Source organism: Mesorhizobium kowhaii, assembly GCF_003253745.1.
Taxonomy (GTDB): Bacteria; Pseudomonadota; Alphaproteobacteria; order Rhizobiales; family Rhizobiaceae; genus Mesorhizobium; species Mesorhizobium kowhaii.
In genome coordinates, this window is sequence record NZ_MZXV01000043.1 from 1 (window position 1) to 25,986 (window position 25,986).

Below are 25,986 nucleotides of genomic sequence, written 5' to 3' on the forward strand. Positions count from 1 at the left end.
AATGCGTGCTCGGCAAAGCAGCCGTCGACCACGCTCTTGTCGGCGAGATTGCCGCGGATGAAATGATAGCCCGCATTGGTCTTGCGGCTCGTTTCCTCCAGCAGCCGCAGCCTCGCCTCTTTGATCTCCGGATCATAGTAGCTGTTGACGCTGTCGATGCCGACAACCTCGTCGCCGCGCTCCAGCAGGCGCTTCGATACGTGATAGCCGATGAAACCGGCTGCGCCGGTAACCAGAACCTTCATCCGAAGCGCCCGTCCGGTCCTCGATCTCTCCCGGGGTTCAGTCGCGCTTCAGCAGCGACCACACGGCCGGCACCAGGCTTGCCGCCAGGGCAACCTTGATCAGATCGCCGACGATGAACGGCACGACGCCGAACTGCCACGACTTTTCGGGACCAATCAGCAGCGCCAGCCAGGCAAAGCCCATGGCCATCATGACGACTTCGGCAACCAGCATCGCGTTGAAAAGCTTGATCGGGTGGCGGTCCCAGCCCCGATCGGCGGCCCAGCCGACAATCGCCGCCATGACCACGAAACCGCCGAGATAGCCGCCGGTCGAGCCAAGCATGTAAGCAATGCCGAGACCCTTTTCCGGGGTGCTCTGGAAGACCGGAAAGCCCATCGCGCCCTCCGCCATGTAGAGCAGCACGGTGGCGACGCCGAGACGCATGCCGAAGGCGGCGGCGATCAGGAGCACGGCCAGCGTCTGCATCGAAATGTCGACCGGCCCGAGCATCACCTTGGTCTTGGCCGACAGGGTCAGCAGCAGCGTTCCGGCGATCGCCAGGAAAAGCTGCGTTGCCAGCCGCGCCGCGCCCTTCTGCGGCAAAGCCAGAGAGACAAGCGGACGCATCGTTGTTGCAATTGCCATCGTATTTCCCCAATCCGATTGCCGCTATCTCATGTTCGCGGCCTCGCGTTCTCCTATATTGGCTTGCGCGTTATGCGGCAATCGGTTTTGCCGCCTCCTCAAACAAAGCACCGATGCACCTGCCATGGCTCTCAAATTCGAAACCGGGTTCGATCCCGCCTACGGCCAGGCGGTGAGTGTCGCGCCTGATATCCAGCGCATCACGGCCCGCAATCCAAGCCCCTTCACTTTTCACGGCACCAACAGCTACATCGTTGGCCGCGATACGCTGGCGGTGATCGATCCGGGGCCGGATGACGAGGCGCATCTGCAAACCCTGCTCGATGTGATCGCCGGCCGGCCGGTCAGTCATATCTTCGTCAGCCACACGCACCGCGACCATTCCCCGCTGGCGGCCCGGCTGAAAGAGCGCACCGGCGCCGCCGTTCTGGCAGAGGGACCGCATCGCCCTGCAAGACCCTTGCACATCGGCGAGACCAATGGGCTCGACGCCAGTGCCGACACGGCTTTCGTTCCCGATATCGCATTGCCCGACGACAAGGTGGTCGACGGCGACGGCTGGTCGATCAGGACGGTTCTGACCCCGGGCCACACCGCCAATCACGCGACATTCGCGCTGGAAGGAACCGGGATCCTGTTTTCGGCCGATCATGTCATGGCATGGGCGACGTCCATCGTCGCGCCGCCGGATGGGGCGATGGCCGACTATATGGCCTCGCTGGACCGGCTGATCGAACGCGGGGACCGCCTGCTGCTGCCCGGACATGGCGGGCCGGTGACAGCACCGCGCGGTTTCATGCGCGGGTTGAAGACGCATCGCAAGATGCGCGAGCGTGCCATTCTGGAGCGGGTCAGAGCCGGCGACCGGACGATCGTGGACATGGTCAAAGCGATCTATCGCGATACCGACCCGCGGCTGCATGGCGCTGCCGGATTGTCGGTGCTTGCCCATCTCGAGGACCTGGTGGGACGCGGTCTGGTCGTGACAGACACCGCACCGGCCATTGACGGCATTTTCACGCCGGCCATATAGCCCGCCAAGCTTCATTCGGCCGGAGCCGCGCCAACCTGACCGGCGACTTCCTGGTCGAGTTCGGCGAGGAAATCGACGATACGCGCGGCATTGTCGCCGAGGTCGTAGCGGCCGTAGCGAGAGGCCGACCGCATGTCGACGATGATGGTCTCCCCGTCGTCGGTCACACGGATCGCGACGTCGGCGGGAAGACCCAGGACGAAGCCCTTGGCCACCGCCGCAATCGTCACCTCGGTTTGCCCTCTGAGGTCCGGATAGGGTTCGGAAAGGTCCCAATCGCGCCGGTCGAGCACGGTCTCGACGGCATCCACGACAGTGTCGAACGGCAGATCGTAGCTGCGTCCGCTGACCAGCGGATAGCTCTCGGTCTGCAGCCGCTGTTCACCGGGCGTGGATGGGGAGAGCACATTCATGTCTTTCGTCCGGTCGCTCACGTCGAGCGCGGGTGGATTGTCGAAATCCGTCGACATATCCCGGAGCGGCGGATAGATTGTCGCCCAGTAGGCGGCAACGCCATAGGGTGCCAGCACCAGCAGCGCCAGCAAGACGCCGACTGTCAGGTCACGACCGCCACGGTCGCCGAAGTTCCACAGCCGCGAAAAGGCAAACCCGGCAAACAACAGCGCCAGGGCGGCCAGCAGCGCAACGATACCCATCACCCACAGGAAAACAGGTGTTTCGACGAGGTCGAAGCGATGGCCGACGAAAGCGGTCAGCAGCAGCACCGCCGAAAAAGCTGCGGTGCGCCGCGACCATCCGGCCGCCCTCGACGTCTGCCGTTCAGGAATACTTGCCATCGATTGCCGCACCACCCCACCCGAACGGAGACTTAGAGCGGTTCATCGTTTCACGGAAACGCCGAACCGCTCTATCTCTTTGTTTTGACGCAATTCCTCGAATTGCTCTAGAACCTTTTGGTGGCGGCTTGAAGCCGAAAGACGCAACATTCCCGTCAATCCGTCGGCAAGCGATAGTCCCTGAATTGCTGACGCAAGGTGATCTTCTGGATCTTGCCAGTGGCGGTGTGCGGTATTTCGCCGACGAAGGCGACATCGTCCGGCATCCACCATTTGGCGACCTTGCCATCCATGAAGTCGAGAATGTCAGCCTTGGTCGGTTCCTTGCCCGGCTTGCGAACAACGACCAGCAACGGCCGCTCGCCCCACTTCGAATGATGGACGCCGATGGCTGCTGCCTCGGCGACATCGGGGTGACCGACAGCCAGGTTCTCGAGATCGATGGTCGAAATCCATTCGCCGCCCGACTTGATGACGTCCTTGGCGCGATCGGTGATCTGCATATAGCCGCCGGCATCGATGTGAGCGACGTCGCCGGTGTCGAACCAGCCGTCCCCGTCGAACTGCTCCGGGCCGGCACCGCCATAGTAGGCACGGGCAACGGCCGGTCCGCGCACCTTCAAGCGGCCAAATGTCTTGCCATCCCAGGGCTGCGCGTTGTTGTCGTCGTCGGTCACCTTCATTTCGACGCCGAAGGGCGGGTAGCCCTGTTTCTGCTGGACATCAAGCCGGGCTTCACCCTGGAGACCGGCATAGTCCGGCTTCAGGGTGCACAGGGTGCCGAGCGGCGACATTTCGGTCATGCCCCAGGCATGGATGACCTGGACATCGTAGTTCTCCTGAAACTTCGACATGATCGCGCGCGGGCAGGACGAGCCGCCGATGACGACCTTGTTCAGATAGGGAAGCTTCTTGCCGGTCTCCTCCAGATGCTGCAGCAGCATCATCCAGACGGTCGGCACGGCGGCGCTGAAGGTCACCTTCTCGGTGTCGAGCAATTCATAGATCGAGGCGCCGTCCATCTTGCAGCCGGGCATGACCAGCTTGGCGCCGATCATCGGCCCGCTCTGGCCAAGGCCCCAGGCATTGGCGTGGAACATCGGCACGACCGGCAAGATCGTATCGCGTGACGACAGCCCCATGGCATCGGGCATGGCGGCGATCATGGCATGCAGCACGTTCGAACGGTGGCTGTAGACGACGCCCTTCGGATCGCCCGTGGTGCCCGACGTGTAGCACATGCCGGCGGCCGTGCCTTCGTCGAAGGTCTTCCAGGCGAAGTCGCCATCCGCCTCATCAAGCCATTCTTCATAGGCAACCACATTCGGCAGTGTCGTCTGCGGCATGTGCGCCTTGTCGGTCAGCACAATCACCTGTTTCAACGACTTGACGGCACCGGCGATCTTCTCGAGCAACGGCATGAAGGTCAGGTCGACGAAGACAGCCTTGTCCTCGGCATGGTTCATGATCCAGACGATCTGCTCGGGAAACAGGCGCGGATTGAGCGTATGGTAGATGGCGCCGATGCCCATGATGCCGTACCAGGCCTCGATGTGGCGTGCAGTGTTCCAGGCAAGTGTGGCGATGCGGTCGCCCAAGCGATAGCCGTCACGTTCCAGCCGCTGGGCGACCTTCAGGGCGCGACGATGGATGTCCGCGTAGCTGGTGCGCACGATCGGCCCCTCGATCGAGCGCGATACGATCTCGCGCACGCCATGCTGCCGCTCGGCATTGTCGATGAGCTTATGGCAAAGCAGCGGCCATTCCTGCATCAGTCCGAGCATTCGTTCCTCCCTACGCTTTTGCGTTGTGCTTTTCGTGCCATTGTGGAGCGAACCGGCGGATTGTCCAGCCACCAGCACAGGCAAGCGCTGCATTGATCGGCATGACCGAGAGAACCGCCACAATCCGGCCATCGTCGGCGTTAAGCTTCGTTAACGGGCAAGGGGCGATTGGCGACTGAAAGAGGTTCGCATGGACGCGCAGCTCGACGACAAGGCCCTCGAAAATACGCTCGCCGAAAGTCTGGCCGATCTGGGGCCGGATACAAAGACTGTTTCCGAAGACGAATTTGTTGAAGTTGTCGGCGGCGCACTCGAAGCGGTCGGCGGCACGCTGCTGTTCAAGATGTGCGTCCAGAACGAAGGCGAAGGCCAGCACGTCGCGGCCGCATCCATCGGCGACGGTGGCAATCGCCAGTTCCTGCTGCTCACCTTGCCAACCGGTGGTGGCCCCTTGAAGGTCGAGACCGCGTCGAGAAGCAGCAACCCGGTGGCCGGTATCGCAGCCGCCTATGCCGGGCTCATGGATGCGTTCAAGACCGCCGCCTGACCATCGCGGCGGACAAGGCCATCTTCAAAAGGCCATCTTCAAAAGCCCAATCGGGCTCCACCAGGCCTGGGCCAATGGTTTTTGCGGGTTGCATGGCGACATCGGGCCTTGCGCAAAGCGCTTGCGCGACACACGTTAAGGCCGAGGCAAGGAGAACCCGCATGGATCAGATCGCCAACCCGGCACCCGGTTTTCAGCGAAATCCCGACAAGGTCATCACCATCGAGCCCTATGTCGGCACCGTTACGGTGCGTGTCGGAGACACGGTCATAGCCTCATCAACGAAGGCCCAGGTGCTGACCGAGCCCCCCTACCCCGCGGCCTTCTACATTCCGTTCGCCGACATCGATTTCGGCAAGCTCAGCAGCACGGAACACTCGACCCATTGTCCCTACAAGGGCGATGCCAGCTATTGGAGCGTGCTGCCTGCGGGCGAGACTGGCCAGAACGCGATGTGGGCTTACGAGCAGCCTTTCGACGAAATGGCTGAAATCCGCGACCACGGCGCTTTCTACGCCAGCAAGGTCACCATCGAAGCCAAACCGGGCTGATCTTCAAAAGCAACGAGAGGCGCTTTACGCCTGGCTGCCGGTCAGTCCGTGGTGCCGTGATCGCCGAAGCCGTCGGCATCGTCGAGCCGCACGAAGGTCAGGCCCTTGGCTTTGAGCGCCAGAAGCCCCTGCACCACGCCTTCGCCGGCAGTATGGGTCGGCTGGTTGATGTGCGAGATAATAACGTCACCGTCCTTGGCGGCCGCGATGCGCCGCGCGGTTTCCTTGGCGCCGAGCAATGAGCCGCCGTCGCCATTTATCGAGAAACCGGCGATCTTGAAGCCAAGCTTGCGGATCATGGCGATTGCCGATGGGCTGTATTCGGCGGTCGCGCCACGAAACCATTTCGGCGCCGGCTCGCCGGTTTTGGCAAGGGCGGCGGCACCCGACTCGACCTCGGCCAGCACGGCGTCAGGGCTGCCGGCGCTGCGGATGCCGTAGATCTTCTGCGGCGTGTCGACCGCCGGGATATGATGGCCGCCGTGATTTTCCAGCTCGAACAGGTCGGGATGCGCCCGCATGATCTCGACCGCGGCAGCGTTTCGCTTCAGCCAGATGCCGGTCACGAAAATGGTGGCGGGGATCTTGTTTTCGACCAGTGCCGAAAGGATCCGGTTGTCGGTCTGTCCACCGCAGGCATCGAGCGTGAGCGCAACGCGGCCGGCTCCGCTTGCCTCCGACCTGATGTGCAATGTGGGCTCGACGACCGGCGCGGCATGGCCGCTGGACACCACGGCCAACGACATGGCGATCATGCAGAGATTTTTTTGCAGCAGGCGCATCAAACCGAATTCCCAACCGGTGCTTTCAAGCACGCATCCCAAGACCCGCATGAAGGCGAAAATCGGGATGGTGCATAGCAGAAAAGCGCCCGGCGCGACAATTTGACTGTCCGTGTGGTGAACGGCCCACTCCACGACCCGCGATGGCGGTTTTCCGCGCGACGCATGAACTCAGATGGCGCGCTCCAGCTTCACGTGGGTGCGCGAAAGGAGTTCGCGCACCGCATCGACAACAGGTTTGACCTCAAGTCGCCAGACGCAGTAGGCCTTGCTGAAATCCGGCCGGCCGCAGATATCGCTGGCCACGCAGTTGCAAGGCATCGGCGGTTGAAGCGCGATGCTGGGCACGCCAACGGGACCCCACTGCGACGGCGGCGTCAAGCCGAACAGCCCGACAACAGGGATTCCGGCTGCAGCCGCCATGTGCATCGGGCCGCTCTCATTGCCGAGAAACAGCCGGGCCTGTTTCAGCACCGCCAGCAACGTTTCAAGCGACAGCGTTCCAACGAGATTGACGACAGGCGACGCTGTCCTGGCGACGATACGTTCGGCAATCTCTCGCTCGTCCGGGCCGCCCACCAGAACGACGCCCAAACCGGTTTCGCTTGCAATCTCGCCAATCGCCTCGGCAAATCGCTCCGGCTGCCAACGTCGCCCTTCGAAGCTTGCGCCGGCATGCACGGCGATGAAAGCGTTTGGGTGAAGTTGATGCGTGCCCAGCAGCGCCAGCGCTTTCGCCGTCTCGAACGGCAGCGGTTGAAGGTTTGGAACCGTCACGTGGAGACCGACGCCAAGCGCCTGGAGCGGCGAAAGATAGCGGTACACAAAATGCTCGCCGCCAAAACCAAATGGCTTGGCAAACACGTTGGCGGGCTGCCGCTCCAGCAGACGCAAAGGCCTCTCGGTCGGATTGTAGCCGACGCGGGTCTTTGCGTTGACCAGTCCGGTGAGCATGCGCGACGTCTTTGAATCGGACAGGTCGATCGTCAGATCGAATCGAAAGCGGCGCAACGCCCGCACCATGGCGTAAAGCTCTTTGCCGCGCTGCGGGATGGTGCCGCGCAGGTGGGTACGCCTGAACGTGACCACCTCGGAAGCAATGCCATGGGCGATCACGAAGCTCGCGAGGCGCGCCTCGCACAGAAACACGAGCCTCGCATCGGGGAATTCGAGCCGCAGGTTTTCTGCGAGCGCCGAGGCGAGGACAATATCTCCAATGTACTTCGTTTGAATGACCAGAATCGAGCGAAGCGGAGCGGGTGAAGTCTGCAACATCTGTTTCCGAGGACAGTTGGCTTGATGTGCGAAAATTGGGCGCGAACAATGTCGAAATTACGCAATGATTACACAATGCTGTCAGCACGTTCGTGTGAATTGCCTTACAAAACGGTAAGCTTGAGCCGGATGGATCCTATCCGCGCCCGACCTTAGAGCAGTTTACCGTTTCACGGAAATGGCGAACCGCTCTAACTCTTTGCTTTGGTGCAATTCCCTAAGGGAAAGCGCTACGCGCTGTTCCCGGGAAAACCGTATCACACTTTTCCTGGAATTGCTCTAGCGACCAACACCGCCGCCTGCGCGGCCGCTAACCTTGCAATCGGCACGCGATAGGGCGAGCAGGACACGTAGTCGAGGCCGACCTCTTCGCAAAACCGGATCGAGGCCGGGTCGCCGCCATGTTCGCCACAGATGCCGAGCTTGATGTCGGGCCGTGTCGCCCTGCCCTTTTCGGCAGCCATGCGCACCAGTTCGCCAACGCCGTCGATGTCGAGCGAGACGAACGGATCCTGATCGATGATGCCCTTCTGGCGGTAGGTCTCCAGGAACGAGGCCGCATCGTCGCGCGAGATGCCGAATGTGGTCTGGGTCAGGTCGTTGGTGCCGAAGGAGAAGAATTCGGCCGTAGCGGCGATGACATGGGCGCGGATCGCGGCGCGCGGCAGCTCGATCATCGTGCCGGTGAGATAGTCGATCTTGACGCCGGTTTCCTCCATGACGCTTTTGGCGACGGCATCGATGCGCGCCTTGACGTAGTCGAGTTCCTTCACCAGGCCGACCAGCGGCACCATGATTTCGGGAACCACCAACGCGCCGGCCTTGCGGCCAGCCTCGACGGCTGCTTCGAAAATGGCACGCGCCTGCATCTCGGCGATCTCGGGATACGAAACCGCAAGCCGGCAGCCGCGATGGCCGAGCATCGGGTTGAATTCATGCAGCGCCTCGGTGCGCTGGCGGAGCTTGTCCGGCGACACCTTCATGGCGGCGGCAACCTCGGCCACCTCCTCCTCGGTCTTCGGCAGGAATTCGTGCAGCGGCGGATCGAGCAGGCGGATCGTCACCGGCAGGCCGGCCATGATCTCGAACAGTTCGAGGAAATCCGAGCGCTGCATCGGCAACAGCTTGGCGAGTGCCGTGCGCCGGTCCTTTTCGGTGTCGGCCAGGATCATCTCGCGCATGGCAACGATGCGGTCGCCATCGAAGAACATGTGCTCGGTGCGGCAAAGCCCTATGCCTTCGGCGCCGAAGGAGCGCGCCATGCGCGCGTCGAGCGGCGTTTCGGCATTGGTGCGCACCTTCATGCGGCGCACGGCGTCCGCCCACTCCATGATGGCGGCGAAATCGCCGGACAATTCCGGCTGCAGCATCGGCACGGCGCCTTTCAGCACCTGGCCATTGCCGCCATCGATGGTGATGATGTCGCCCTTGCGGAAGGTCGACCCCATCGCCATCAGCGTGCCGGCCTTGTAATCGACGCGCAGTGAGCCCGCGCCCGATACGCAGGGTTTGCCCATGCCGCGGGCGACGACCGCGGCGTGACTGGTCATGCCGCCGCGTGTGGTCAGGATGCCTTCGGCCGCATGCATGCCGTGAATGTCTTCAGGACTGGTTTCGATGCGCACCAGGATCGCCTTGCGGCCTTGCGTCTTCAGCTCCTCGGCGTCAGCAGAGGAAAACACGATCTCGCCGGTGGCAGCACCGGGAGAGGCCGGCAGTCCGATGCCGATTACGTCGCGCGCTGCCTTGGGATCGATGGTCGGATGCAGCAGCTGGTCGAGCGAGGCCGGATCGATGCGGGCGACCGCCTCTTCCCTGGTAATCAGCTTGTCCCTGGCCATTTCGACGGCGATCTTCAACGCCGCCTTGGCGGTACGCTTGCCGGAGCGGGTCTGCAGCATCCACAATTTGCCGCGCTCGATGGTGAATTCGAGATCCTGCATGTCGCGGTAGTGCTTCTCCAGACTGTCGGAGATGGTGACGAAAGACTGGAACGCGTCCGGCATCAGCTTCTGCAAGGACGGCTTGTCCGATCCGGCGGCAATGCGCGCCGCCTCGGTGATGTTCTGCGGCGTGCGGATGCCGGCAACGACGTCCTCGCCCTGCGCGTTGACCAGGAACTCGCCATAGAGCATCTTTTCGCCGGTCGACGGATTGCGGGTGAAGGCAACGCCGGTGGCCGAGGTCTCGCCCATATTGCCGAACACCATGGCCTGGACATTGACCGCCGTGCCCCAGCTTTCGGGAATGTCGTGCAGACGCCGGTAGGTGATGGCGCGGTTGTTCATCCAGCTCGAAAACACGGCGCCGATGGCGCCCCAGAGCTGCTCATGCGGATCCTGCGGAAACGACTTGCCGAGTTCTTCCTCGACCTTGGCCTTGTAGAGCGCGATGACGGCTTGCCATTCGAGCGCTGTCAGCTCGGTGTCGAGCTCATGGCCGAACCCGCCCTTCTGGTCTTCCAGGATTTCCTCGAACACCTCATGCTCGAGGCCCATCACGACATCGGAATACATCTGGATGAACCGGCGATAGCTGTCATAGGCAAAGCGAGCATCGCCGGAATCGGCGGCCAGTGCCTCGACGGTCTCGTCGTTCAGCCCGAGATTGAGCACGGTATCCATCATACCAGGCATCGAGGCGCGGGCACCGGAACGCACCGACACCAGCAGCAGTTTCGACGGATCGCCGAACCGGCGGCCGGTCAGCCGTCCGATGTGATCGAGCGCAAGAGCGACATCTGCCTCCAACCCTGCCGGATAGGTGCGGCCATTGGCATAGTAGGCGTTGCAGACCTCGGTGGTGATGGTGAAGCCCGGCGGCACCGGCAGGCCCAGGCTGCACATCTCGGCCAGATTGGCGCCCTTGCCGCCCAGCAGATTCTTGTCGCCGGCACGGCCTTCCGCCGCGCCATCGCCAAAGGTGAAAACCCATTTGGTCATGCTTTGCTCTCCGGTTGCAGGAGATTGGAAAGATTGGCGAAACGGAAAGTTCCGCCGTGTCCGACTGTGGAGCGATATGATGCTGCAGTGCGAAAGGCAAGGCGTTGGCAAGCCGTCCGGCCGCTACAATCGATTAAGCAAAAGCTCTGTCCAAGGATGCGGCAAAAAGACTTGCCATTCCGGGGCTTTTGGACTAGAACATAACGGGAACAACAGGTGTCACATGAAACTGCCCGGAAAACTCGACTATCTGGAAATGCCGGCAACCGGCGGAACGCTGGACCGGCTCAAGGCGTTTTACAGCGCTGCCTTTGCCTGGTCGTTCACCGACTATGGGCCGACCTATTCGGCCTTTGCCGAGGGACTGGACGGGGGCTTTCAGGCCGATGCCGAGGAAGCGCCCGCCAAGCCGCTGCCCGTGCTCTACAGCAGGGATCTGGAAGCAACCCTCGACGCCGTCGAAAACGCCGGCGGCACGATCGTCAAGCCGATCTTTTCATTCCCCGGCGGCCGGCGCTTCCACTTTGCCGATCCGGCCGGAAACGAGATGGCAGTGTGGGCTGAATAGCCGCTGCATGTCATCTGGCAGCACTGAGTTGCCTGCCCAATTTGGGCGTTATCGACATCGCTCTAAGGATTGTGCTTTTTGGCCGCTCTGCTAATAACGCGCCGCACAAGCGACTCTGACGGCAATTGGGGCGTCGCCAAGTGGTAAGGCATCGGTTTTTGGTACCGACATTCCCAGGTTCGAATCCTGGCGCCCCAGCCAGATCTTTTTCCCAATAAAATCAACTGTTTAAGACATTGCGACTGCCGGTTTGTAGCGGAGAGCTGCAAGGGCGCCTACACCGAGGAAGATCAAGAGGGTGACACCCTGTGTCACGACGAAAGGAATTTCAGTTCCGGTAGGTGCAAAGACATTCAGAATTGGAATCTTCTGGAAAGCTTGCACTATTCCGACGAATACCAAGAGATAGACACTCGCAGTCATTCCTGCGGCGTAAATGCCGCGCCACGCACCGGCGAAATGAAATCGCGAACGTGCAACAAGCACTCCTGCTAATATGACGAGCGCCACGATCCCTACTATCACTGCAGGTGTCACGCCATGAAATGGGAAAAGAAATCCAGTGATACTCGTGAACCCGGCCGTTTGCAGGAAAAAATCAGTGGCAAAACTAGATCTTTTGCCTCCGAACATTTCTATTATCGCGATGATCCCTGCAACGATTGCAACCAAGCTGACTAGGGTATGCAGGAACACGAGCACGCCGACGTAAGTCATCTTATCCCCCTGGGGTTGCCTTAGCATTCGCTCATAGGCGGCTGCGATCGCTAGTTCGCCCTGAAATCGAACGGTGTAAGTGTCCCGATACAATCGTGCGGCTGGTCCCGATTTTCTTGAACTTAATCGGCGACATTGGACAAAAGTGACTTTCTTTTGCCATCTCATATGAAGGCAATCGCCCAGCAGCTACCTTAGCCAACAAGAAAGCACGATTAGGCAAATGTCGAACTGATCAACGAACCTAACACGGGGAAATCTTCGAACAATGGGGCATCGTGACGTTGCCCCCAAGTTTATAGGCGGTTGGATTAATGTCCTGGCGCTCCAGCCAAGCGACCATGGGTCCGTTCCGGACACATGGGACCCCGAGAGTCCCTTTGCGATCTTCCCATGAGTCCGATTGGCTAATAATTCTACTGCGTCATAAGTTCAGCAAAACCAACGCAATCGCGGCAAATCGGGGTCGCCATTTTGCACATGGTCTGAACAGTATCGCCTTGAACATCTCCCTCTTTTCCATACAAGGTCATCGAAGATTCGACCAAGATGGGTGGCGGTCCAAAATGGAATTTCAATGAGCCTTCCTATCTTCGCCATCAACCTCGATCGCGAGACCGGTCGCTGGAGCGAATTGCTCGCCAGCGCCCAAGCGGCCGGCCTGACCTTGCAGCGCATTGCCGCCATCGACGGCCGCGCGCTTGCCAAGGAGGACTGGACGGAGATCGATCTTCCAACCGCGCGCAAGTTGAGCGGGCGCGACATTCTGCCCGGCGAATATGCCTGTTACCGCAGCCATATCCAGGCGCTGGAAATGTTCCTGGCCGGTGGTGGTGCCTATGGCCTGATTGTCGAGGACGACGTTCTCTTCAGCGAAAACACCATGCGGCGCATCCAGGCCATCATCGCCGCGGTGCCGGATTTCGACGTCATCAAGCTAAACAACCATCGCATGAGCTTCTTCATGCGCGCCGTCGAGACGACGGAAGGCGACGAGATCGGTCGCGCGCTGCATGGCCCGCAAGGCTCGGCCGCCGCCTATCTGGTGACGCGGGAGGGGGCGCAGGGGCTGTTGTCGGCGCTCGCCGTGATGAAAATGCCGTGGGACGTCGCAATCGAACGATTTTGGGATACCGGCCTGAAAGTCTATTCGGTCCGCAAAAACGTGCTCGGCTTCGCCGCCAGCAGCAAGATTTCCGGCATAGCCGGCCCCTCGGGCAGCTACAAATTCGCGCGGCTTCCCTGGCCGGGCCGGCTGGACGCCGGGGCGTTCCGGGCCAAGGACGAGTTGAGCCGCGTGCATCACGTGCTGCTACGGCCGCCCTTGCCGCGGGAAACCCCGGACTACGCCAGGGACGACGCGCCGCGCAACAACCTCTTTCTTGCACTTGCGGCACTTGCGACACTCGCCATTCTCGCCATGATCTCCTCGGTCTGGCGCGAGGCTGACACCTACCGCTATGCGGGGATAGCGCTCGCCGCGGTCGCAGCCATGCGCTGGTTCAGGCAGGACCTGTGGACTTACAGCAAGCCACTGATCGGATGGGTCGGCGGTCTCTGCCTGGGTTGGTCGCTCTATGTCTTCATCCGACTGGCGATCGTCTATTTCGGCACCCACCAGTTGGGTGCCGCCGAAGGCATCTACCTGTTTCCGCTGTTTTATGCGACGACCGGCTTCGCCCTCTTGCTGTTTGTCAGGCGGCCTGGGCGGCTCGTCCTCTGGTTCATGATCCTCAGTCTTGTCTTCCTGGCGGCGGATACCGGCTATTCGGACATCCTTCACGGAACCAGACCGGAGCCGTGGCTTTTCAACAATCCCATTCACGCGTCGGTGGCGGCTGGTTTCATCTTCCTTTGCACGCTGCAGTTCATGGCATACACGGCCCAAAGAACGGACCTGAACCAGATAACCCGGAGCCTGTACTGGGCGCTGTCGGCAGCCGTCCTGCTGTTTGCCCTCGCCAACATCATTGCGCTGCGGTCAAAGGGCGTCTGGCTTGCGCTCGCGCTCGTCCTGCTTCTGTTGGCGGTCATCACGCTGGCGAGAGGCCATCGCCGCGAGCTGATGATCGGGGGCAGCGTGCTGGCGATCGTTGCAGCCGGCGTTGTCGCCACACACAACATCTTCTGGTCCACCGCCGGCGACACCATGATCTTCGTCAGGAGCCTGGTTTCGGATGCTTTGAGCCATGGCGTCCTCCCGGCCTTCGACCGCGCCATCGCGAGCAATACGGTTCCGGTTGCTGCCAAGGAACGGCTGATGCTGTGGGCCGATGCGATCGAGGTCTGGAAGCGCCACCCGATCTTCGGAGCCAGTTCCAGCTGGCTCACCGAATGGCAGAACAGGGCCTATCATCCCATGATCTTCAACGTCTTCCACAACGGCTATCTGGAGATAGCCGTGCGCTATGGTGTGGTCGGGCTGGCGTTCTTTGGCTTTCTCTACACTTGGTCGTCCAGGCAGGTCCTGCTGGCCGTGCGGGCCAAGCTTATCGCTCCGGCCGCATGGTCCTGCTACATCTCAACACTGGTCTTCTTCGCCCTCACCATTCTCAGCAATTCGAACAACCGGCTGGCGATCGGCGAGGCCTTCATGTGGTTGGCTGCTGCATTCGGCTTCTATTGTTTCTATCTTCGCCAGCAGAAGAACCTTGTCGAGCCGAGAACCTATTTTTAGGCGGGCCGGTATGTCGCGCAAAAATGTGCGCGGCGGGGCTCAAATCGTGACCGATCGAGCTCAGCCGGCCAGTCTCAGTTCTATGGTCAAACTCGGAATTGCGGCAGCCTACCGCCGGCGGATCAGCTCGCTTCGCGCATCGCCTCGGCCGCCTGCAGGTCGACCGATACAAGCTGGCTGACACCCTGCTCGGCCATGGTCACGCCGAACAGCCGGTTCATGCGCGCCATGGTGATCGGGTTGTGGGTGATGATGACGAAACGCGTCTCGGTGGTGGCGGCCATCTCGTCCATCAGATTGCAGAAGCGCTCGACATTGTGATCATCGAGCGGCGCGTCGACTTCGTCGAGCACGCAGATCGGCGCCGGATTGGTCAGGAACACGGCAAAGATCAGCGACATTGCCGTCAACGCCTGCTCGCCACCAGACAGCAGCGTCATGGTCTGCGGCTTCTTGCCGGGCGGGCGGGCCAGGATTTCGAGCCCGGCCTCGAGCGGATCATCGGATTCGATCAGCTGCAACTCCGCCGTGCCGCCGCCAAACAGATGCGAGAACAGCCGCTGGAAATGGCCGTTGACCACGTCGAAGGCGGCAAGCAACCGCTCGCGGCCTTCGCGGTTCAGGCTCTGGATCGCCTGCCTGAGCTTGCGGATCGCCTCGATGATGTCCTCGCGTTCCGACACGATCGTCTCCAGCCGGTCGGAAAGCTCCTTCTGCTCTTCCTCGGCGCGCAGATTGACGGCGCCAAGCCGCTCGCGCTCGATCTTCAACCGGTCGAGCTGGCGCTCGATCTCGGCCATCTCCGGCATCGGGCTGTCGGCCTCCAGACCTGTATGGCGGATGACCAGATGCGGCGGCGTGTTGAGCGTTTCCTGGATGCGCGCCTCGACCTCCAGCCGGCGTTCGTCGGCCGCCGTCAGCCGTTCTTCGGCGCGGACACGGGTCTCGCGCGCCTCGGCCAGCGACTGGATGGCGCCGGTGGCCGCCTTGTCCATTTCGGATTGCCGGGTTTCCGCTTCCTGCAAACGATCGGCGGCCGCCTTGCGCAAGGTCTCGGCCTCGGTGAGCTGCGACAGCAAGGCGCGTCGCTTGGCGTCGATTTCATCGGGCGCATCCGCCAGTCGCTCGCGTTCGGCCTCGGCCTCGGCCTTGCGTTCGCCAAGCGATGCGATCTGCGTCGAGGCATTTTCGGCCCGCTCCAGCCAGTTGCTGCGCTCGGCGCCAATGGCATCGAGCCGGCGCGTGCGCGCCTCGGCTTCGCGGCGCAGACCCTCGTGGACGGCTCGTGCATCGGCGAGCGTGGCGCGGTCGCGGGCGACATTGGCCGAGGACTGTTCGAGCTGCAATTGCAAATCGCCAAGATCAGGCGCGTCCTGCAGCAGCATTTCGGCCTCGGCGAAGGCCGCCGAGGTCTCCTCATGGCTGTCGACGATGCGAGCGCGCGCCTCATCGAGGGCCGCGCGCCGGCTCGCCAATTCGCCACCAGCCTTTTCGGCCTCGGCCAGCGCGTTGCGGGCAGCGTCCAGCCGATGCTGGGCGTCACGTCCGGCCTGGCGCGCATTGCGCTCGGTCTCGCTCGCCAGGCGAAGCGCCTGTTCGGCCTGCGCCAGCGCCTCCTCGGCCTGGCGCAGGACGAGCGTCGCCTGCACCGCTTCGGCATCGAGCTCGGCCAGCCGGTTCTTCTGCGCCAGCCGTTGCGCGGCGGCGGTCGGCGCGTCGGCACTGGCGGTAAAGCCGTCCCAGCGCCAGAGCGCACCCTCGCGGCTGACCAGCCGCTGGCCGGGAGCAAGCAGCGCCTGCAGCCGGCGGCCATCGCCGGTCTCGACGATGCCGATCTGCGCCAGCCTGCGAGCGAGCTGTGCCGGCGCGTGGACGACGCTGGCAAGGCTCTTGACGCCTTCCGGCAGAGCGGCGTCGCCGGGCTGGATCTCGCTTTCGCCCCAATGCACCGGCGCGCTGCGGTCGAGCGGCACGTCAAGGTCTTCGCCAAGCGCCGCGCCAAGCGCTGTCTCGAAACCGCGTTCGACGCTGATCTGCTCCAGCACGGCCGGGAAGAGATCGCCGCTGGCGGCGTTCAGGATCTTGGCCAGCGTGCGCGCTTCGGTCTCGATCCGCGCCAGCTCAGCCCTGGCGTCCTGTAGCGGTGGCCGGGCCGCACTTTCGGTGGCGCGGGCATCGATGACCGACTGCTCGGCCTCCGCCACGGCAGCCTCAGCCTCCTCCAGCAGCGCCATCGCCTGTTCGACCAGCATGCGCTTCTCGGCCGGATCCGGCAGGCCGGCGACCTTGGAGAGGATGTCCGACAGTTCCCGGTCGACATCAGCAAGCTGACGGCCGAAACGGTCGCGGCGCTCGGCGGTGTCGCGCAGAGTCCGTTCGATCTGATTGCGCGAAGCGGCAGCCTCGGCTCGTTCGGCGGTCAGCGCGGCGAGTTTGGCTTCGCTTGCGGCAAGCGTCGATGCTGCCTGTTCGAAAGCCGCGCGGGTGCTGGCCTCGCGCTCGGCAGCCCCGGCATTTTCGGAATTGAGCGCGGCCTCTTCGGTGCGAAGGCGCTCGAGAATGTCCGCATTGTCGCGAACCATGCGCTCCTCGCGCGCAATGTCGCCGTCGAGTTGCTGCAGCCGGCGCTCAAGCTCGCTCTGGCGGGCGCGGATGCGGCCGGCTTCCTCCTCGATCTGCGACCTGGCGATCGACAGGCGCTGGAAGGCGGCGGCAGCGGCGGCTTCCGCGTCGCGCAAATCCGGCAAGCGGTGAGCGCCGATGCCTTGCTCCCTTGCGGCGGCCATCTGGGCTGCGGCGCGGTCGCCGACCAGTGCGGTGGCAACCGCCAGCGCCGAGCGTGCCTCGCCTTCCTGTGTCTTGGCCAGTGTCCAGCGCAGATGCAGCAGCGTCGCTTCGGCCTTGCGGATATCGGCCGACAGGTTCTTGAAGCGTGACGCCTGCCGCGCCTGGCGCTTCAGGCTTTCGATCTGGCTTTCCAGCTCGCCGACGACGTCGTCCAGGCGTTCGAGATTTTGTTCGGCCGCCTTCAGCCGCAGTTCGGCCTCGTGGCGTCGGGTGTGCAGGCCGGAAATGCCGGCCGCCTCTTCGAGAAGAGCACGCCGCGCCTGTGGCTTGGCCTGGATGAGTTCGCCGATGCGGCCCTGCCCGACCATCGATGGCGAGCGCGCGCCGGTCGACTGGTCGGCGAACAGAAGCTGCACATCCTTGGCGCGCGCTTCCTTGCCGTTGATGCGGTAGAGCGAGCCCGCCTCACGCTCGATGCGGCGCGAAACCTGCAGCTCGTCGGCATCGTTGAAGGCGGCGGGTGCGCTGCGGTCGCTGTTGTCGAGGAAAAGCGTGACTTCGGCGGTGTTGCGTGCCGGGCGCGTGCCCGAGCCGGAAAAGATGACGTCGTCCATGCCGGACGCGCGCATGTTCTTGTACGAGCTTTCGCCCATCACCCAGCGCAACGCCTCGACCAGGTTCGACTTGCCGCAGCCATTCGGCCCGACAATACCCGTCAGGCCGCGTTCGATGACGAACTCGCCGGGCTCGACGAAGGACTTGAAGCCGAGGAGGCGAAGGCGCGAAAACTTCATTCGCGCCGCCCACTAGAGCGGTTCATCGTTTCACGGAAACGCAGAACCGCTCCATCTCTTTGTTTTGACGCAATTCCCAAGGGAAAGCGCCATGCGCTTTTCCCGGGAAAACCGCTACGCACTTTTCCTGGAATTGCTCTATCTCTTTGTTTTGACGCAATTCCGGACGGAAAACCGCTACGCACTTTTCCTGGAATTGCTCTAAGCGGGTCTGGCAAAAGTGTGCCGCGATTTTGCGAAGAGAATCCGCGCCAAGACAAATGGGCGCGCACGCCGCAGCGCCGCCGCTTCGGCGCTGCCTGAACGTCAGAGCAGAGGGTCGATGATGGCCGACATTTCCTCAATCGACATCGCCCCTTTATAGGTCTTACCGTTGATGAAGAAGGTCGGTGTCGAGTCGACCTTGAATTCATTGGCGCCGCGCTTCTGGACCGATCTCACATCGTCCAGAAGTTTCTGGTCCGTCAAGCAGGCTTCGAAGGACTCCTGTGTAAAACCGGCGAGCTTCGAGATTTGCAGCAGCGCATCCTTGGTACTGGGCACTCCAACCCAATTCGCCTGCTGCTTGAACAGGACGTCCACCATCGGGAAATAGTTATCCTTGGCGCAGCGCGCCAGCATGAATCCAGCTTCGGCACTCGGGTCGAACGGGAATTCGCGCAGGATGTAGCGGGCCTTGCCGGTGTCGATGTACTTGGTCTTCAGGTCCGGAAAGGTGGTCTCGGCGAAATGCGCGCAATGCGGGCAGGTCATCGAGGCGTATTCGACGATGGTGACCTTGGCGTCGTCCTTGCCGAGTTGCTTATCGGGCAGCGCACCCGGCTTCAGCAGTTCCGCCATATCCACGGTGCCCTGGGCTTCCGGCGCAGTAGCGGCCGCCGGCGTGGCCGGCTTCGCAGGCGCGGCCGGATCCGCGGGCTTCACATCCGCCGCCTTGGCTTGCTCGCCAGAGTCGCTGCAGGCAGCGAGCAGGGCGACCGCCGGAATGGCGGCCAGCGAAGTCAGGACGTTTCTGCGAGACAAGCTTTGGCCAAACGGGGGACGGTTCATACGAATCACCTGACAAGGGTTGGATTTTGCAATGCAAAGGCACGAAAAGGCGAGAGTTGGCGCGAATTAAGGCATCTGTGTCCCCAATCCAATCGCGAAACCTGACAGGGGCGATCACGAATGCGAGATATTGAAGACAAATCCGAGATATTGACGACAAATCTATGACTTCCTTTCGCCCAGGATGGTGGCGCCGAGCCTTTCCAGCGAAGCGCGCAGCCCATCATCGTCGACCAGGCCGACGGTCGAGGACAACTTCGTCTTCTCGGCTGCGGTTAGCGGCCTGAAGGTCGGTTTGCGTTTTCCTTTGTTCGTTGTCACCGGCTTTTGCAGGATCCTGATCCGGCTGATGGCGGTGAAACCGAGGAAGGCGTTGACCCGGTTGATGATCTCGCTGGTCTCGTGCTGTAGATGCAGCGCCGCCATGCCTTCGCAGGCGATGACCAGCACCGCCGGCTCGAACGGATCGTCTTCATGCATGCGGCGCGGCCACTGGATTTTTTCGGGACGCGAGTGGCTGGCAAGGCGTGGCCCGGCGATCTCTTCCCACGACTGGACAAGACCGATCGAAATGCCGGCCCGCTTGCGCAGCACCGGATCGAGGATTTTGGTCGCAAGATCGCTGACCGGGACGGGATTGCCGTAGGGCGTTCTCCCTGCCATGTACGTTCTCCAGCCACGACCTTCATCAGTATCGGCCAAGGCCAATTCCCGATCAATGGCACCAGCAGACCAGACCCGCAAGGCCACATCCCAAGACAGTGACATCGCGTCTCGCCTGCTCGGCTGGTACGATGTGCATCATCGCGAGTTGCCGTGGCGGATCACGCCGCGCGAGCATGCGCGCGGAATACGGCCCGATCCCTACCGCATCTGGCTGTCCGAAGTCATGCTGCAGCAGACCACGGTCGAAGCGGTGAAGGCCTATTTTCGGGTTTTCGTCGAAAAATGGCCTGATGTCGGGGCGCTGGCCGCGGCGCCGACCGAAGACGTGATGAAGGCCTGGGCCGGGCTCGGCTACTATTCCCGTGCGCGCAATCTCAAGGCCTGCGCCGACCTGGTGGCCCAGCGTGGCGGCCGGTTTCCCGACACGGAGGCCGGCCTCAAAGAGCTGCCCGGCATCGGCGCCTATACATCGGCGGCGATCACGGCGATCGCCTTCGACCGCCCCGCCGCCGTCGTCGACGGCAATGTCGAACGCGTCATCTCCCGGCTGTTTTCGATCACAACGCCGCTGAGCGAAGCCAAGGCCGAGATACGCGCGCATGTCGAGCGCATGGTGCCAGGGACAAGGCCGGGCGATTTCGCCCAGGCGATGATGGATCTCGGCGCCACGATCTGCACACCACGCCGGCCGCGCTGCATGCTATGCCCGCTGCGCGAAGATTGCAGCGCGGTCGTTTCAGGCGATCCCGAGCACTTCCCGGTGCGGCTGCCCAAGGCCGACAAGCCCCTGCGGCGCGGCGCGGCCTTCGTCGCCGTGCGAAGCGACGGCGCCATCCTGCTGCGCAAACGGGCGGAGAAAGGCCTGCTTGGCGGCATGACCGAAGTGCCGACGACCGCCTGGACGGCGCGGGTCGACGGCGCCACCACGCAAGCGGCCGCACCTTTTCCCGGCAACTGGAAGCTCACGGGGCGGATCGCGCATGTCTTCACCCATTTCGCACTCGAGCTCGACGTGTTCCTTGCCCACACCAACGGCGAGACGCCAGCTGGCCATTTCTGGTCGCTGCCCTCAGACATTTCAGGCGAAGCGCTGCCCACTGTCATGAAAAAGGCAATCGAGGCTGCGATACCCGGCGCGACGAAAAAACCGTCGCCACACAGTGCAAAGAGGCCCCATGACTGAAATCCGCCACATCGTTTTCGACATCGGCAGAGTGCTGATCCACTACGATCCGAATATCCCGTTCAGCCGCCTCATTCCGGATGCCGAAGAGAGAAAGTGGTTCTTCGACAATGTCTGTACGCATGACTGGAACATCGAGCAGGATCGCGGCCGGACATGGGAAGAGGCCGAAGCGCTGCTGATAGCAGAGCATCCCGATCACGCGGAAAACATTCGCAATTTCCGCCGCTACTGGCACGACATGGTGCCGCACGCCTATGACGACAGCGTCGCCATCATGCTGGGCCTCATCGAGAGCGGCCACGACGTGACCATGCTGACCAATTTCGCCAGCGACACACTGGCCGAGGCGCGCGAACGCTTCGATTTTCTCGAACGGCCGCGCGGCGTCACTATCTCCGGCGAAGTCGGCATGATCAAGCCGGATCGCGGTATCTACGATCATCACGTCGCCGCGTTCGGGCTTGAGCCGTCGGCCACGCTGTTCATCGACGACAGCCCCAGGAATGTCGACGGCGCCAAGGCGGCCGGCTGGCAAGCGGTGCTGTTCACCGATGCCAAGACGCTTCAGGCAGACCTTGAACGCCTCGGAATCAAGGCGTGATTTGAATCGCTTCAAGCGATCTGTTGAGTCTTTGCATCAACGGGAATGTGCGGCAATTGGCAGGGGTTCAGGCCCCTGCCCGCTCCATGCCAAGCCGTGCAATGCGGCGAAGCTCGTCGATCGGGGTCAGGCCGCCGCTGCGCTCATAGTGCCAGAAGGTCCAGCCGTTGCAGGCATCCAGGCCCTGCACTTCGGCGCCGATCTTGTGGATCGAGCCGGCGCTGTCGCCGATCGCCACGGTGCCGTCGGCGCGCACCTTGGCCGCCCAGCGCTTCTTGGCGTCGTAGAGCGTGGCGCCCGGAACCATCAGCCCGGTGTCGATGAGACTGACGAAGGCGACGCGCGGCTCGGCGCGCTTTCCGGTGAGCACGGTCAAGTCGGCGCTGTCCAGCGGCCGCACCGCGTCGATGCGCTCGTTGGCGGCGTCGATATAGGCCTGCTCGCGCTCGATGCCGACGAAATGGCGACCGAGGCGCTTGGCCACCGCGCCGGTGGTGCCGGAGCCGAAGAACGGGTCGAGCACGATGTCGCCCGGTTTCGTCGAGGCCATCATGATGCGCGCAAGCAAGGCTTCCGGCTTCTGCGTCGGATGCAGCTTGTCGCCATTGTCGTTCTTTAGCCGCTCGCCGCCGGTGCAGATCGGAAACAGCCAGTCGGAGCGCATCTGGATGTCGTCGTTCGAGGCCTTCATGGCTTCGTAGTTGAAGGTATAGCCCTTGCCCTTCTGGTCGCGAGACGCCCAGATCATCGTCTCATGCGCGTTCTGGAACCGGCGGCCACGGAAGTTCGGCATCGGATTGGTCTTGCGCCAGACGACGTCGTTGAGGATCCAGAAGCCGAGATCCTGCATCTTGGCGCCGACCCGGAAGATGTTGTGATAGGAGCCAATCACCCAGATGGTGCCGTTCGGCTTCAGAACCCGGCGCGCCGCCAACAGCCAGGCGCGGGTGAAGGCGTCGTAGGCCTCAAAGCTCTCGAACTGGTCCCAGTCGTCGTCGACGGCGTCGACCTTCGACTGGTCGGGCCGGTGCAGGTCGCCGTCGAGCTGCAGATTGTAGGGCGGATCGGCGAAAATGACGTCGATCGACTTTTCCGGCAGCCGATCGAGCGCGGCGACGCAGTCGCCCTTGAGGATCGTGTCCAGCCATTCGGATTGCTGGGGAGCGTGGGATAGCTCGTCGAGAAGACGCACGGCTGACATTCTGACACCCAAGGCACGCGTTACAGTTTTACTCTCTGTTATGGTTACCGATCAGCGTAAATATTCGGTGAAGGCCAAAGCTGCGGACTTCCGAATTTGCGAAGCTGGCCCCGTTGGTGTATGCCGCGCCGCCTGAGCCTTCCGAGGCCCCTTCATCCTCCCATTGTCCGGATCACCATGCCCCAGCCAGACCTTGTCATCTTCGATTGCGACGGCGTGCTCGTCGATTCCGAAATCATCGCCGCGCGGGTCGAGGCTGAATTGATAACCTTGGCCGGATACGAAATCTCGGCGGAGGAGATTGCCGAGACCTATGCCGGACTGACCTTCAAGGACATCCTGATGCGGGTCGAGGAAAAGTCGAAGATTCCCTTCCAGGCCTCACTGATCGACCGCGCCGAAGACCTGGTCGACCGCAAATTGCGCAGCGACGTCCGCGCCATCGACGGCGCGCGCGAGGCGGTCGCCGCGGTCACCGTGCCGCACTGCGTCTGCTCGAATTCGCGCTCCGAGCGGATCGAATTCATGCTGGAGAAAGTGCATCTGCTGCCGTTTTTCGCCGGCCGGATCTTTTCAGCGCTGGAGATACCAAGCAAGAAGACCAAGCCGGCCCCGGACGTGTTCCTGTTTGCGGCGGAAAAACTAAACGCCAACCCGGCGAACACTTTCGTCATCGAGGATTCCGTGCACGGCGTTCATGGCGCCCGGACGGCCGGCATGCGCGTGATCGGCTTCACCGGTGCCGGCCACAGCTATCCCGGCCATGCCGACGCACTCACGGAGGCCGGCGCCGAGACGGTGATCCGCCGCTGGGCGGAATTGAAAAGCGTGATCGCGGCGCTGTCGGAGTGGTCGGCGGATGCCTGAGAGGCGTGCGCGGCGACGCACGCTTCGTATAATCGCCGAGACTTAGTTTATCGCCGCAGCTTTCTTCCTTGTCTTCTTCGGCTTGTCGGTCGTCGCCTTCGGCGCGTTTTCATCATAGCCCGCATAGGCCTGATAGTCCTTCGCCGTCGGCTCGGGCACGACAACATTGGAATCGGTGAAGACGAATTGCGTAGCGACCGAGGGATCGGTCACCTGGACCTGATACGGGTGGATTTGCGAATAGAGAACATCGGTGCCATGCATCACCGCGACCCGGATCGGCATGGTGATGGTGCCCGGAGAAAACTTCGGCCCCGGCACGATCTTGCCGGCGACGGCGATCTTCATCGTCAACTGTCCATTGGCGCGGACGCAGTCGCGGGTCACGTCGCTGATCGATGCCTGGTAGATGATCTTGTCCGAATCGTCAGGCGGCGCCAGGGTCGGGTCGGCTGCGGCCTGGGCATCCTCTGCGGCATCGGCCTTTTTCCTCGGCTTGGACTTCTGGGCGTTTGCATAGGTGTTGAAGAAGGCCGTACCGTCGCGCACCATCACTTTTGGACAATAGGCCTGCAACTGGCTGGCCAGGACCTTGGGATCCTGTGGCGGCGGTGGCGCCGTCGGATCCTTCTTGCCAAAACCGAGGTTCAGGATGCCATTGTCGCCCGATTGGCAGCCGGCGGCGGCAAGCATAAAGCCAGTGAGCGCAAGACCCGCCAAAAAGCGACCGCTGAATGTATGAAACGCCATGAAACTGCACTTCCCTCTCGCAAAGCTGGTGACGTATATCAACCGCGCGGCAAAAATGCGACTGAGCCAGCGCAGAAATTAACCACCTTGCGGTGGACGGAAAAGCCAAGCAGCAATGGATTTGTGACGATGCAATATGTGAGTACCCGCGGCGAAGCGCCCGAGCTTGGATTTTCCGATGCCGTGCTGGCTGGCCTGGCGCGCGATGGCGGGCTCTATGTGCCGCGCGAGTGGCCGCAGTTTTCCGCAGCCGAGATCCGCGCCATGCGCGGCCTTGCCTATCCCGACCTTGCCATCCGCGTGCTGTCGCCGTTCCTTGGCGACGAAATCCCGGCGCCCGTCTTCGAACGCCTGGTCCGCGAAGCCTATGCCACCTTCCGCCATCAGGCCGTCTGCCCGCTGGTGCAGACCGGCCCCAACACCTTCATCCTGGAACTTTTCCATGGGCCGACGCTCGCCTTCAAGGACGTGGCGATGCAGCTTCTGGCCCGGCTGATGGACCATGTGCTTGCCGAACGCGATCAGCACGCCACCATCGTCGGCGCCACCTCAGGCGATACCGGCGGAGCCGCCATCGATGCCTTTGCCGGGCGCAGCCGCACCGACATCTTCATCCTTTTCCCGCATGGCCGCGTCTCGCCGGTGCAGCAGCGGCAGATGACGACATCGACCGCGCAAAACGTCCATGCACTGGCGATCGAAGGCAATTTCGACGATTGCCAGGGCCTGCTCAAGGACATGTTCAACGATCACGGCTTTCGCGACCGGGTCGCGCTGTCGGGCGTCAATTCGATCAACTGGGCCCGCATCATGGCCCAGATCGTCTATTATTTCTCCTCGGCGCTGTCGCTGGGCGCGCCGGACAGGCCGGTCTCCTTCACGGTGCCGACCGGCAATTTCGGCGATATCTTCGCCGGCTACGCCGCCAAGAAGATGGGCCTGCCGATCGAGCGGCTGGTTATCGCCACCAACGACAACGACATCCTGGCACGCACTTTCGCGACCGGCGAATACCGCACCAAAGGCGTCTTTGCGACCACCTCGCCGTCGATGGATATCCAGGTGTCGTCGAATTTCGAACGCTTGCTGTTCGAGGCTTCCGACCGTGATGCCGCGACCGTGCGGCGCTACATGGACAGTCTCAAGCAGTCCGGCGCTTTCACCATCGAAACCCAGCAAATCACCAGGATGCGGTCCGAATTCGATGCCGGCCGCGCGACGATGGACGAGGTCGCCGCCACCATCCGCTCGACGCTCGCGGCCAGCAACTACCTGCTCGATCCGCACACCGCGGCAGCCGTGCATGTCGCGGTAGGCAAGGCGGCGGGCGCCGTGCCGATGGTGGTGCTTGGCACCGCCCATCCGGCAAAGTTTCCGGCCGCCGTCGAAGCTGCCAGCGGCGTCTCGCCCGCACTGCCCGCATGGCTAGGTGGGTTGATGACATCAGAGGAAAAATACACGGTACTTCCATCCGACCTGAAAATGGTGGAAGATTACGTCGGCCGCCGCGCGCGGGCGGCGCGTTAGGGAGTAGTAGC

22 protein-coding genes and 1 tRNA gene are annotated in these 25,986 nt (G+C 62.4%); 10 read left to right on the forward strand and 13 right to left on the reverse strand.

Annotation, left to right across the window (positions count from 1 at the left end; genetic code table 11):
- Window positions 1-245 (reverse strand): NAD-dependent epimerase/dehydratase family protein (locus B5V02_RS20675; RefSeq protein ID WP_146606115.1); only part of this gene is annotated, 245 nt, incomplete at its 3' end.
- 37 nt (window positions 246-282) lie between these two features.
- Window positions 283-873 carry a biotin transporter BioY gene (locus B5V02_RS20680; RefSeq protein WP_111545976.1) on the reverse strand — a complete coding sequence of 197 codons (591 nt, stop codon included), beginning with the start codon at window positions 871-873 and terminating at the stop codon, window positions 283-285.
- 124 nt (window positions 874-997) lie between these two features.
- Between B5V02_RS20680 and B5V02_RS20685 the strand changes: the two genes are divergently transcribed.
- Window positions 998-1,906, forward strand: a complete 909-nt coding sequence (locus tag B5V02_RS20685) for an MBL fold metallo-hydrolase (RefSeq protein WP_111545977.1) — start codon at window positions 998-1,000, stop codon at window positions 1,904-1,906.
- Between the two features lie 11 nt (window positions 1,907-1,917).
- Here the strand turns inward: B5V02_RS20685 and B5V02_RS20690 are convergent, their stop codons facing one another.
- Together B5V02_RS20690 and B5V02_RS20695 are read right to left on the reverse strand one after the other, a co-directional pair.
- Window positions 1,918-2,703 (reverse strand): DUF1499 domain-containing protein, encoded by a 786-nt coding sequence (locus tag B5V02_RS20690; protein ID WP_111545978.1) that lies wholly within the window; start codon window positions 2,701-2,703, stop codon window positions 1,918-1,920.
- A 155-nt stretch (window positions 2,704-2,858) separates the two neighbouring features.
- Window positions 2,859-4,487 (reverse strand): fatty-acid--CoA ligase, encoded by a 1,629-nt coding sequence (locus B5V02_RS20695; RefSeq protein ID WP_111546016.1) that lies wholly within the window; start codon window positions 4,485-4,487, stop codon window positions 2,859-2,861.
- A 190-nt stretch (window positions 4,488-4,677) separates the two neighbouring features.
- Between B5V02_RS20695 and B5V02_RS20700 the strand changes: the two genes are divergently transcribed.
- Both B5V02_RS20700 and B5V02_RS20710 read left to right on the forward strand, forming a co-directional pair.
- Window positions 4,678-5,034, forward strand: coding sequence for a hypothetical protein (locus tag B5V02_RS20700; RefSeq protein ID WP_111545979.1), 357 nt, complete (start codon window positions 4,678-4,680; stop codon window positions 5,032-5,034).
- 161 nt (window positions 5,035-5,195) lie between these two features.
- Entirely contained in the window at window positions 5,196-5,585 is a 390-nt protein-coding gene (locus B5V02_RS20710; protein ID WP_111545981.1) for a DUF427 domain-containing protein, read from the forward strand.
- 41 nt (window positions 5,586-5,626) lie between these two features.
- On the opposite strand, the gene B5V02_RS20715 is transcribed toward B5V02_RS20710, so the two are convergent.
- The 3 genes from B5V02_RS20715 to ppdK all read right to left on the reverse strand — a co-directional run bounded on the left by B5V02_RS20715 (window position 5,627) and on the right by ppdK (window position 10,584).
- A complete protein-coding gene (locus B5V02_RS20715; protein WP_111546017.1) occupies window positions 5,627-6,367 on the reverse strand; it encodes a polysaccharide deacetylase family protein in 741 nt (246 codons plus the stop codon).
- Between the two features lie 171 nt (window positions 6,368-6,538).
- Window positions 6,539-7,642: a glycosyltransferase family 9 protein gene (locus B5V02_RS20720; RefSeq protein ID WP_111545982.1), complete on the reverse strand. Its 1,104-nt coding sequence runs from the start codon at window positions 7,640-7,642 to the stop codon at window positions 6,539-6,541.
- Window positions 7,643-7,899: 257 nt separating this feature from the next.
- Complete coding sequence (gene ppdK, locus B5V02_RS20725) at window positions 7,900-10,584, reverse strand: pyruvate, phosphate dikinase (protein WP_111545983.1); 2,685 nt, start codon at window positions 10,582-10,584, stop codon at window positions 7,900-7,902.
- 223 nt (window positions 10,585-10,807) lie between these two features.
- Between ppdK and B5V02_RS20730 the strand changes: the two genes are divergently transcribed.
- Together B5V02_RS20730 and B5V02_RS20735 are read left to right on the forward strand one after the other, a co-directional pair.
- A complete protein-coding gene (locus B5V02_RS20730) occupies window positions 10,808-11,152 on the forward strand; it encodes a VOC family protein (protein WP_111545984.1) in 345 nt (114 codons plus the stop codon).
- A gap of 126 nt (window positions 11,153-11,278) precedes the next feature.
- Window positions 11,279-11,353: transfer RNA gene (locus B5V02_RS20735), tRNA-Gln, on the forward strand.
- A 27-nt stretch (window positions 11,354-11,380) separates the two neighbouring features.
- Here the strand turns inward: B5V02_RS20735 and B5V02_RS20740 are convergent.
- Window positions 11,381-11,869: a hypothetical protein gene (locus tag B5V02_RS20740; protein ID WP_111546018.1), complete on the reverse strand. Its 489-nt coding sequence runs from the start codon at window positions 11,867-11,869 to the stop codon at window positions 11,381-11,383.
- A gap of 577 nt (window positions 11,870-12,446) precedes the next feature.
- Here B5V02_RS20740 and B5V02_RS20745 point away from each other — a divergent pair.
- Complete coding sequence (locus B5V02_RS20745; RefSeq protein ID WP_111545985.1) at window positions 12,447-14,546, forward strand: O-antigen ligase family protein; 2,100 nt, start codon at window positions 12,447-12,449, stop codon at window positions 14,544-14,546.
- Between the two features lie 122 nt (window positions 14,547-14,668).
- Here B5V02_RS20745 and smc read toward each other — a convergent pair whose 3' ends face one another.
- From smc to B5V02_RS20765, 3 genes are all read right to left on the reverse strand, one after another.
- Window positions 14,669-18,127 (reverse strand): chromosome segregation protein SMC, encoded by a 3,459-nt coding sequence (smc, locus tag B5V02_RS20750; RefSeq protein ID WP_111545986.1) that lies wholly within the window; start codon window positions 18,125-18,127, stop codon window positions 14,669-14,671.
- Window positions 18,128-18,433: 306 nt separating this feature from the next.
- Window positions 18,434-19,177, reverse strand: a complete 744-nt coding sequence (locus B5V02_RS20760) for a DsbA family protein (RefSeq protein ID WP_111545988.1) — start codon at window positions 19,175-19,177, stop codon at window positions 18,434-18,436.
- A gap of 162 nt (window positions 19,178-19,339) precedes the next feature.
- On the reverse strand, window positions 19,340-19,840 hold the full coding sequence (locus tag B5V02_RS20765; RefSeq protein WP_111545989.1) for a DUF721 domain-containing protein: 501 nt from the start codon (window positions 19,838-19,840) through the stop codon (window positions 19,340-19,342).
- Between the two features lie 55 nt (window positions 19,841-19,895).
- Here B5V02_RS20765 and mutY point away from each other — a divergent pair, with 55 nt between their 5' ends.
- Both mutY and B5V02_RS20775 read left to right on the forward strand, forming a co-directional pair.
- Window positions 19,896-21,026, forward strand: coding sequence for an A/G-specific adenine glycosylase (gene mutY, locus B5V02_RS20770; RefSeq protein ID WP_208647118.1), 1,131 nt, complete (start codon window positions 19,896-19,898; stop codon window positions 21,024-21,026).
- A complete protein-coding gene (locus B5V02_RS20775; RefSeq protein WP_111545991.1) occupies window positions 21,019-21,630 on the forward strand; it encodes an HAD family hydrolase in 612 nt (203 codons plus the stop codon). The genes mutY and B5V02_RS20775 overlap by 8 nt, the downstream gene beginning before the upstream one ends.
- Window positions 21,631-21,697: 67 nt before the next feature.
- Here B5V02_RS20775 and B5V02_RS20780 read toward each other — a convergent pair whose 3' ends face one another.
- Entirely contained in the window at window positions 21,698-22,831 is a 1,134-nt protein-coding gene (locus tag B5V02_RS20780) for a site-specific DNA-methyltransferase (protein ID WP_111545992.1), read from the reverse strand.
- A gap of 177 nt (window positions 22,832-23,008) precedes the next feature.
- On the opposite strand from B5V02_RS20780, the gene B5V02_RS20785 reads away from it, so the two are divergent.
- On the forward strand, window positions 23,009-23,698 hold the full coding sequence (locus B5V02_RS20785) for an HAD family hydrolase (protein WP_111545993.1): 690 nt from the start codon (window positions 23,009-23,011) through the stop codon (window positions 23,696-23,698).
- 42 nt (window positions 23,699-23,740) lie between these two features.
- Here B5V02_RS20785 and B5V02_RS20790 read toward each other — a convergent pair whose 3' ends face one another.
- On the reverse strand, window positions 23,741-24,448 hold the full coding sequence (locus B5V02_RS20790) for a hypothetical protein (RefSeq protein WP_111545994.1): 708 nt from the start codon (window positions 24,446-24,448) through the stop codon (window positions 23,741-23,743).
- Window positions 24,449-24,577: 129 nt separating this feature from the next.
- On the opposite strand from B5V02_RS20790, the gene thrC reads away from it, so the two are divergent.
- The gene (gene thrC, locus B5V02_RS20795) at window positions 24,578-25,975 is read left to right on the forward strand and encodes a threonine synthase (protein ID WP_111545995.1); all 1,398 of its coding nucleotides are present in this window, start codon (window positions 24,578-24,580) and stop codon (window positions 25,973-25,975) included.
- Window positions 25,976-25,986: the final 11 nt, after the last annotated feature.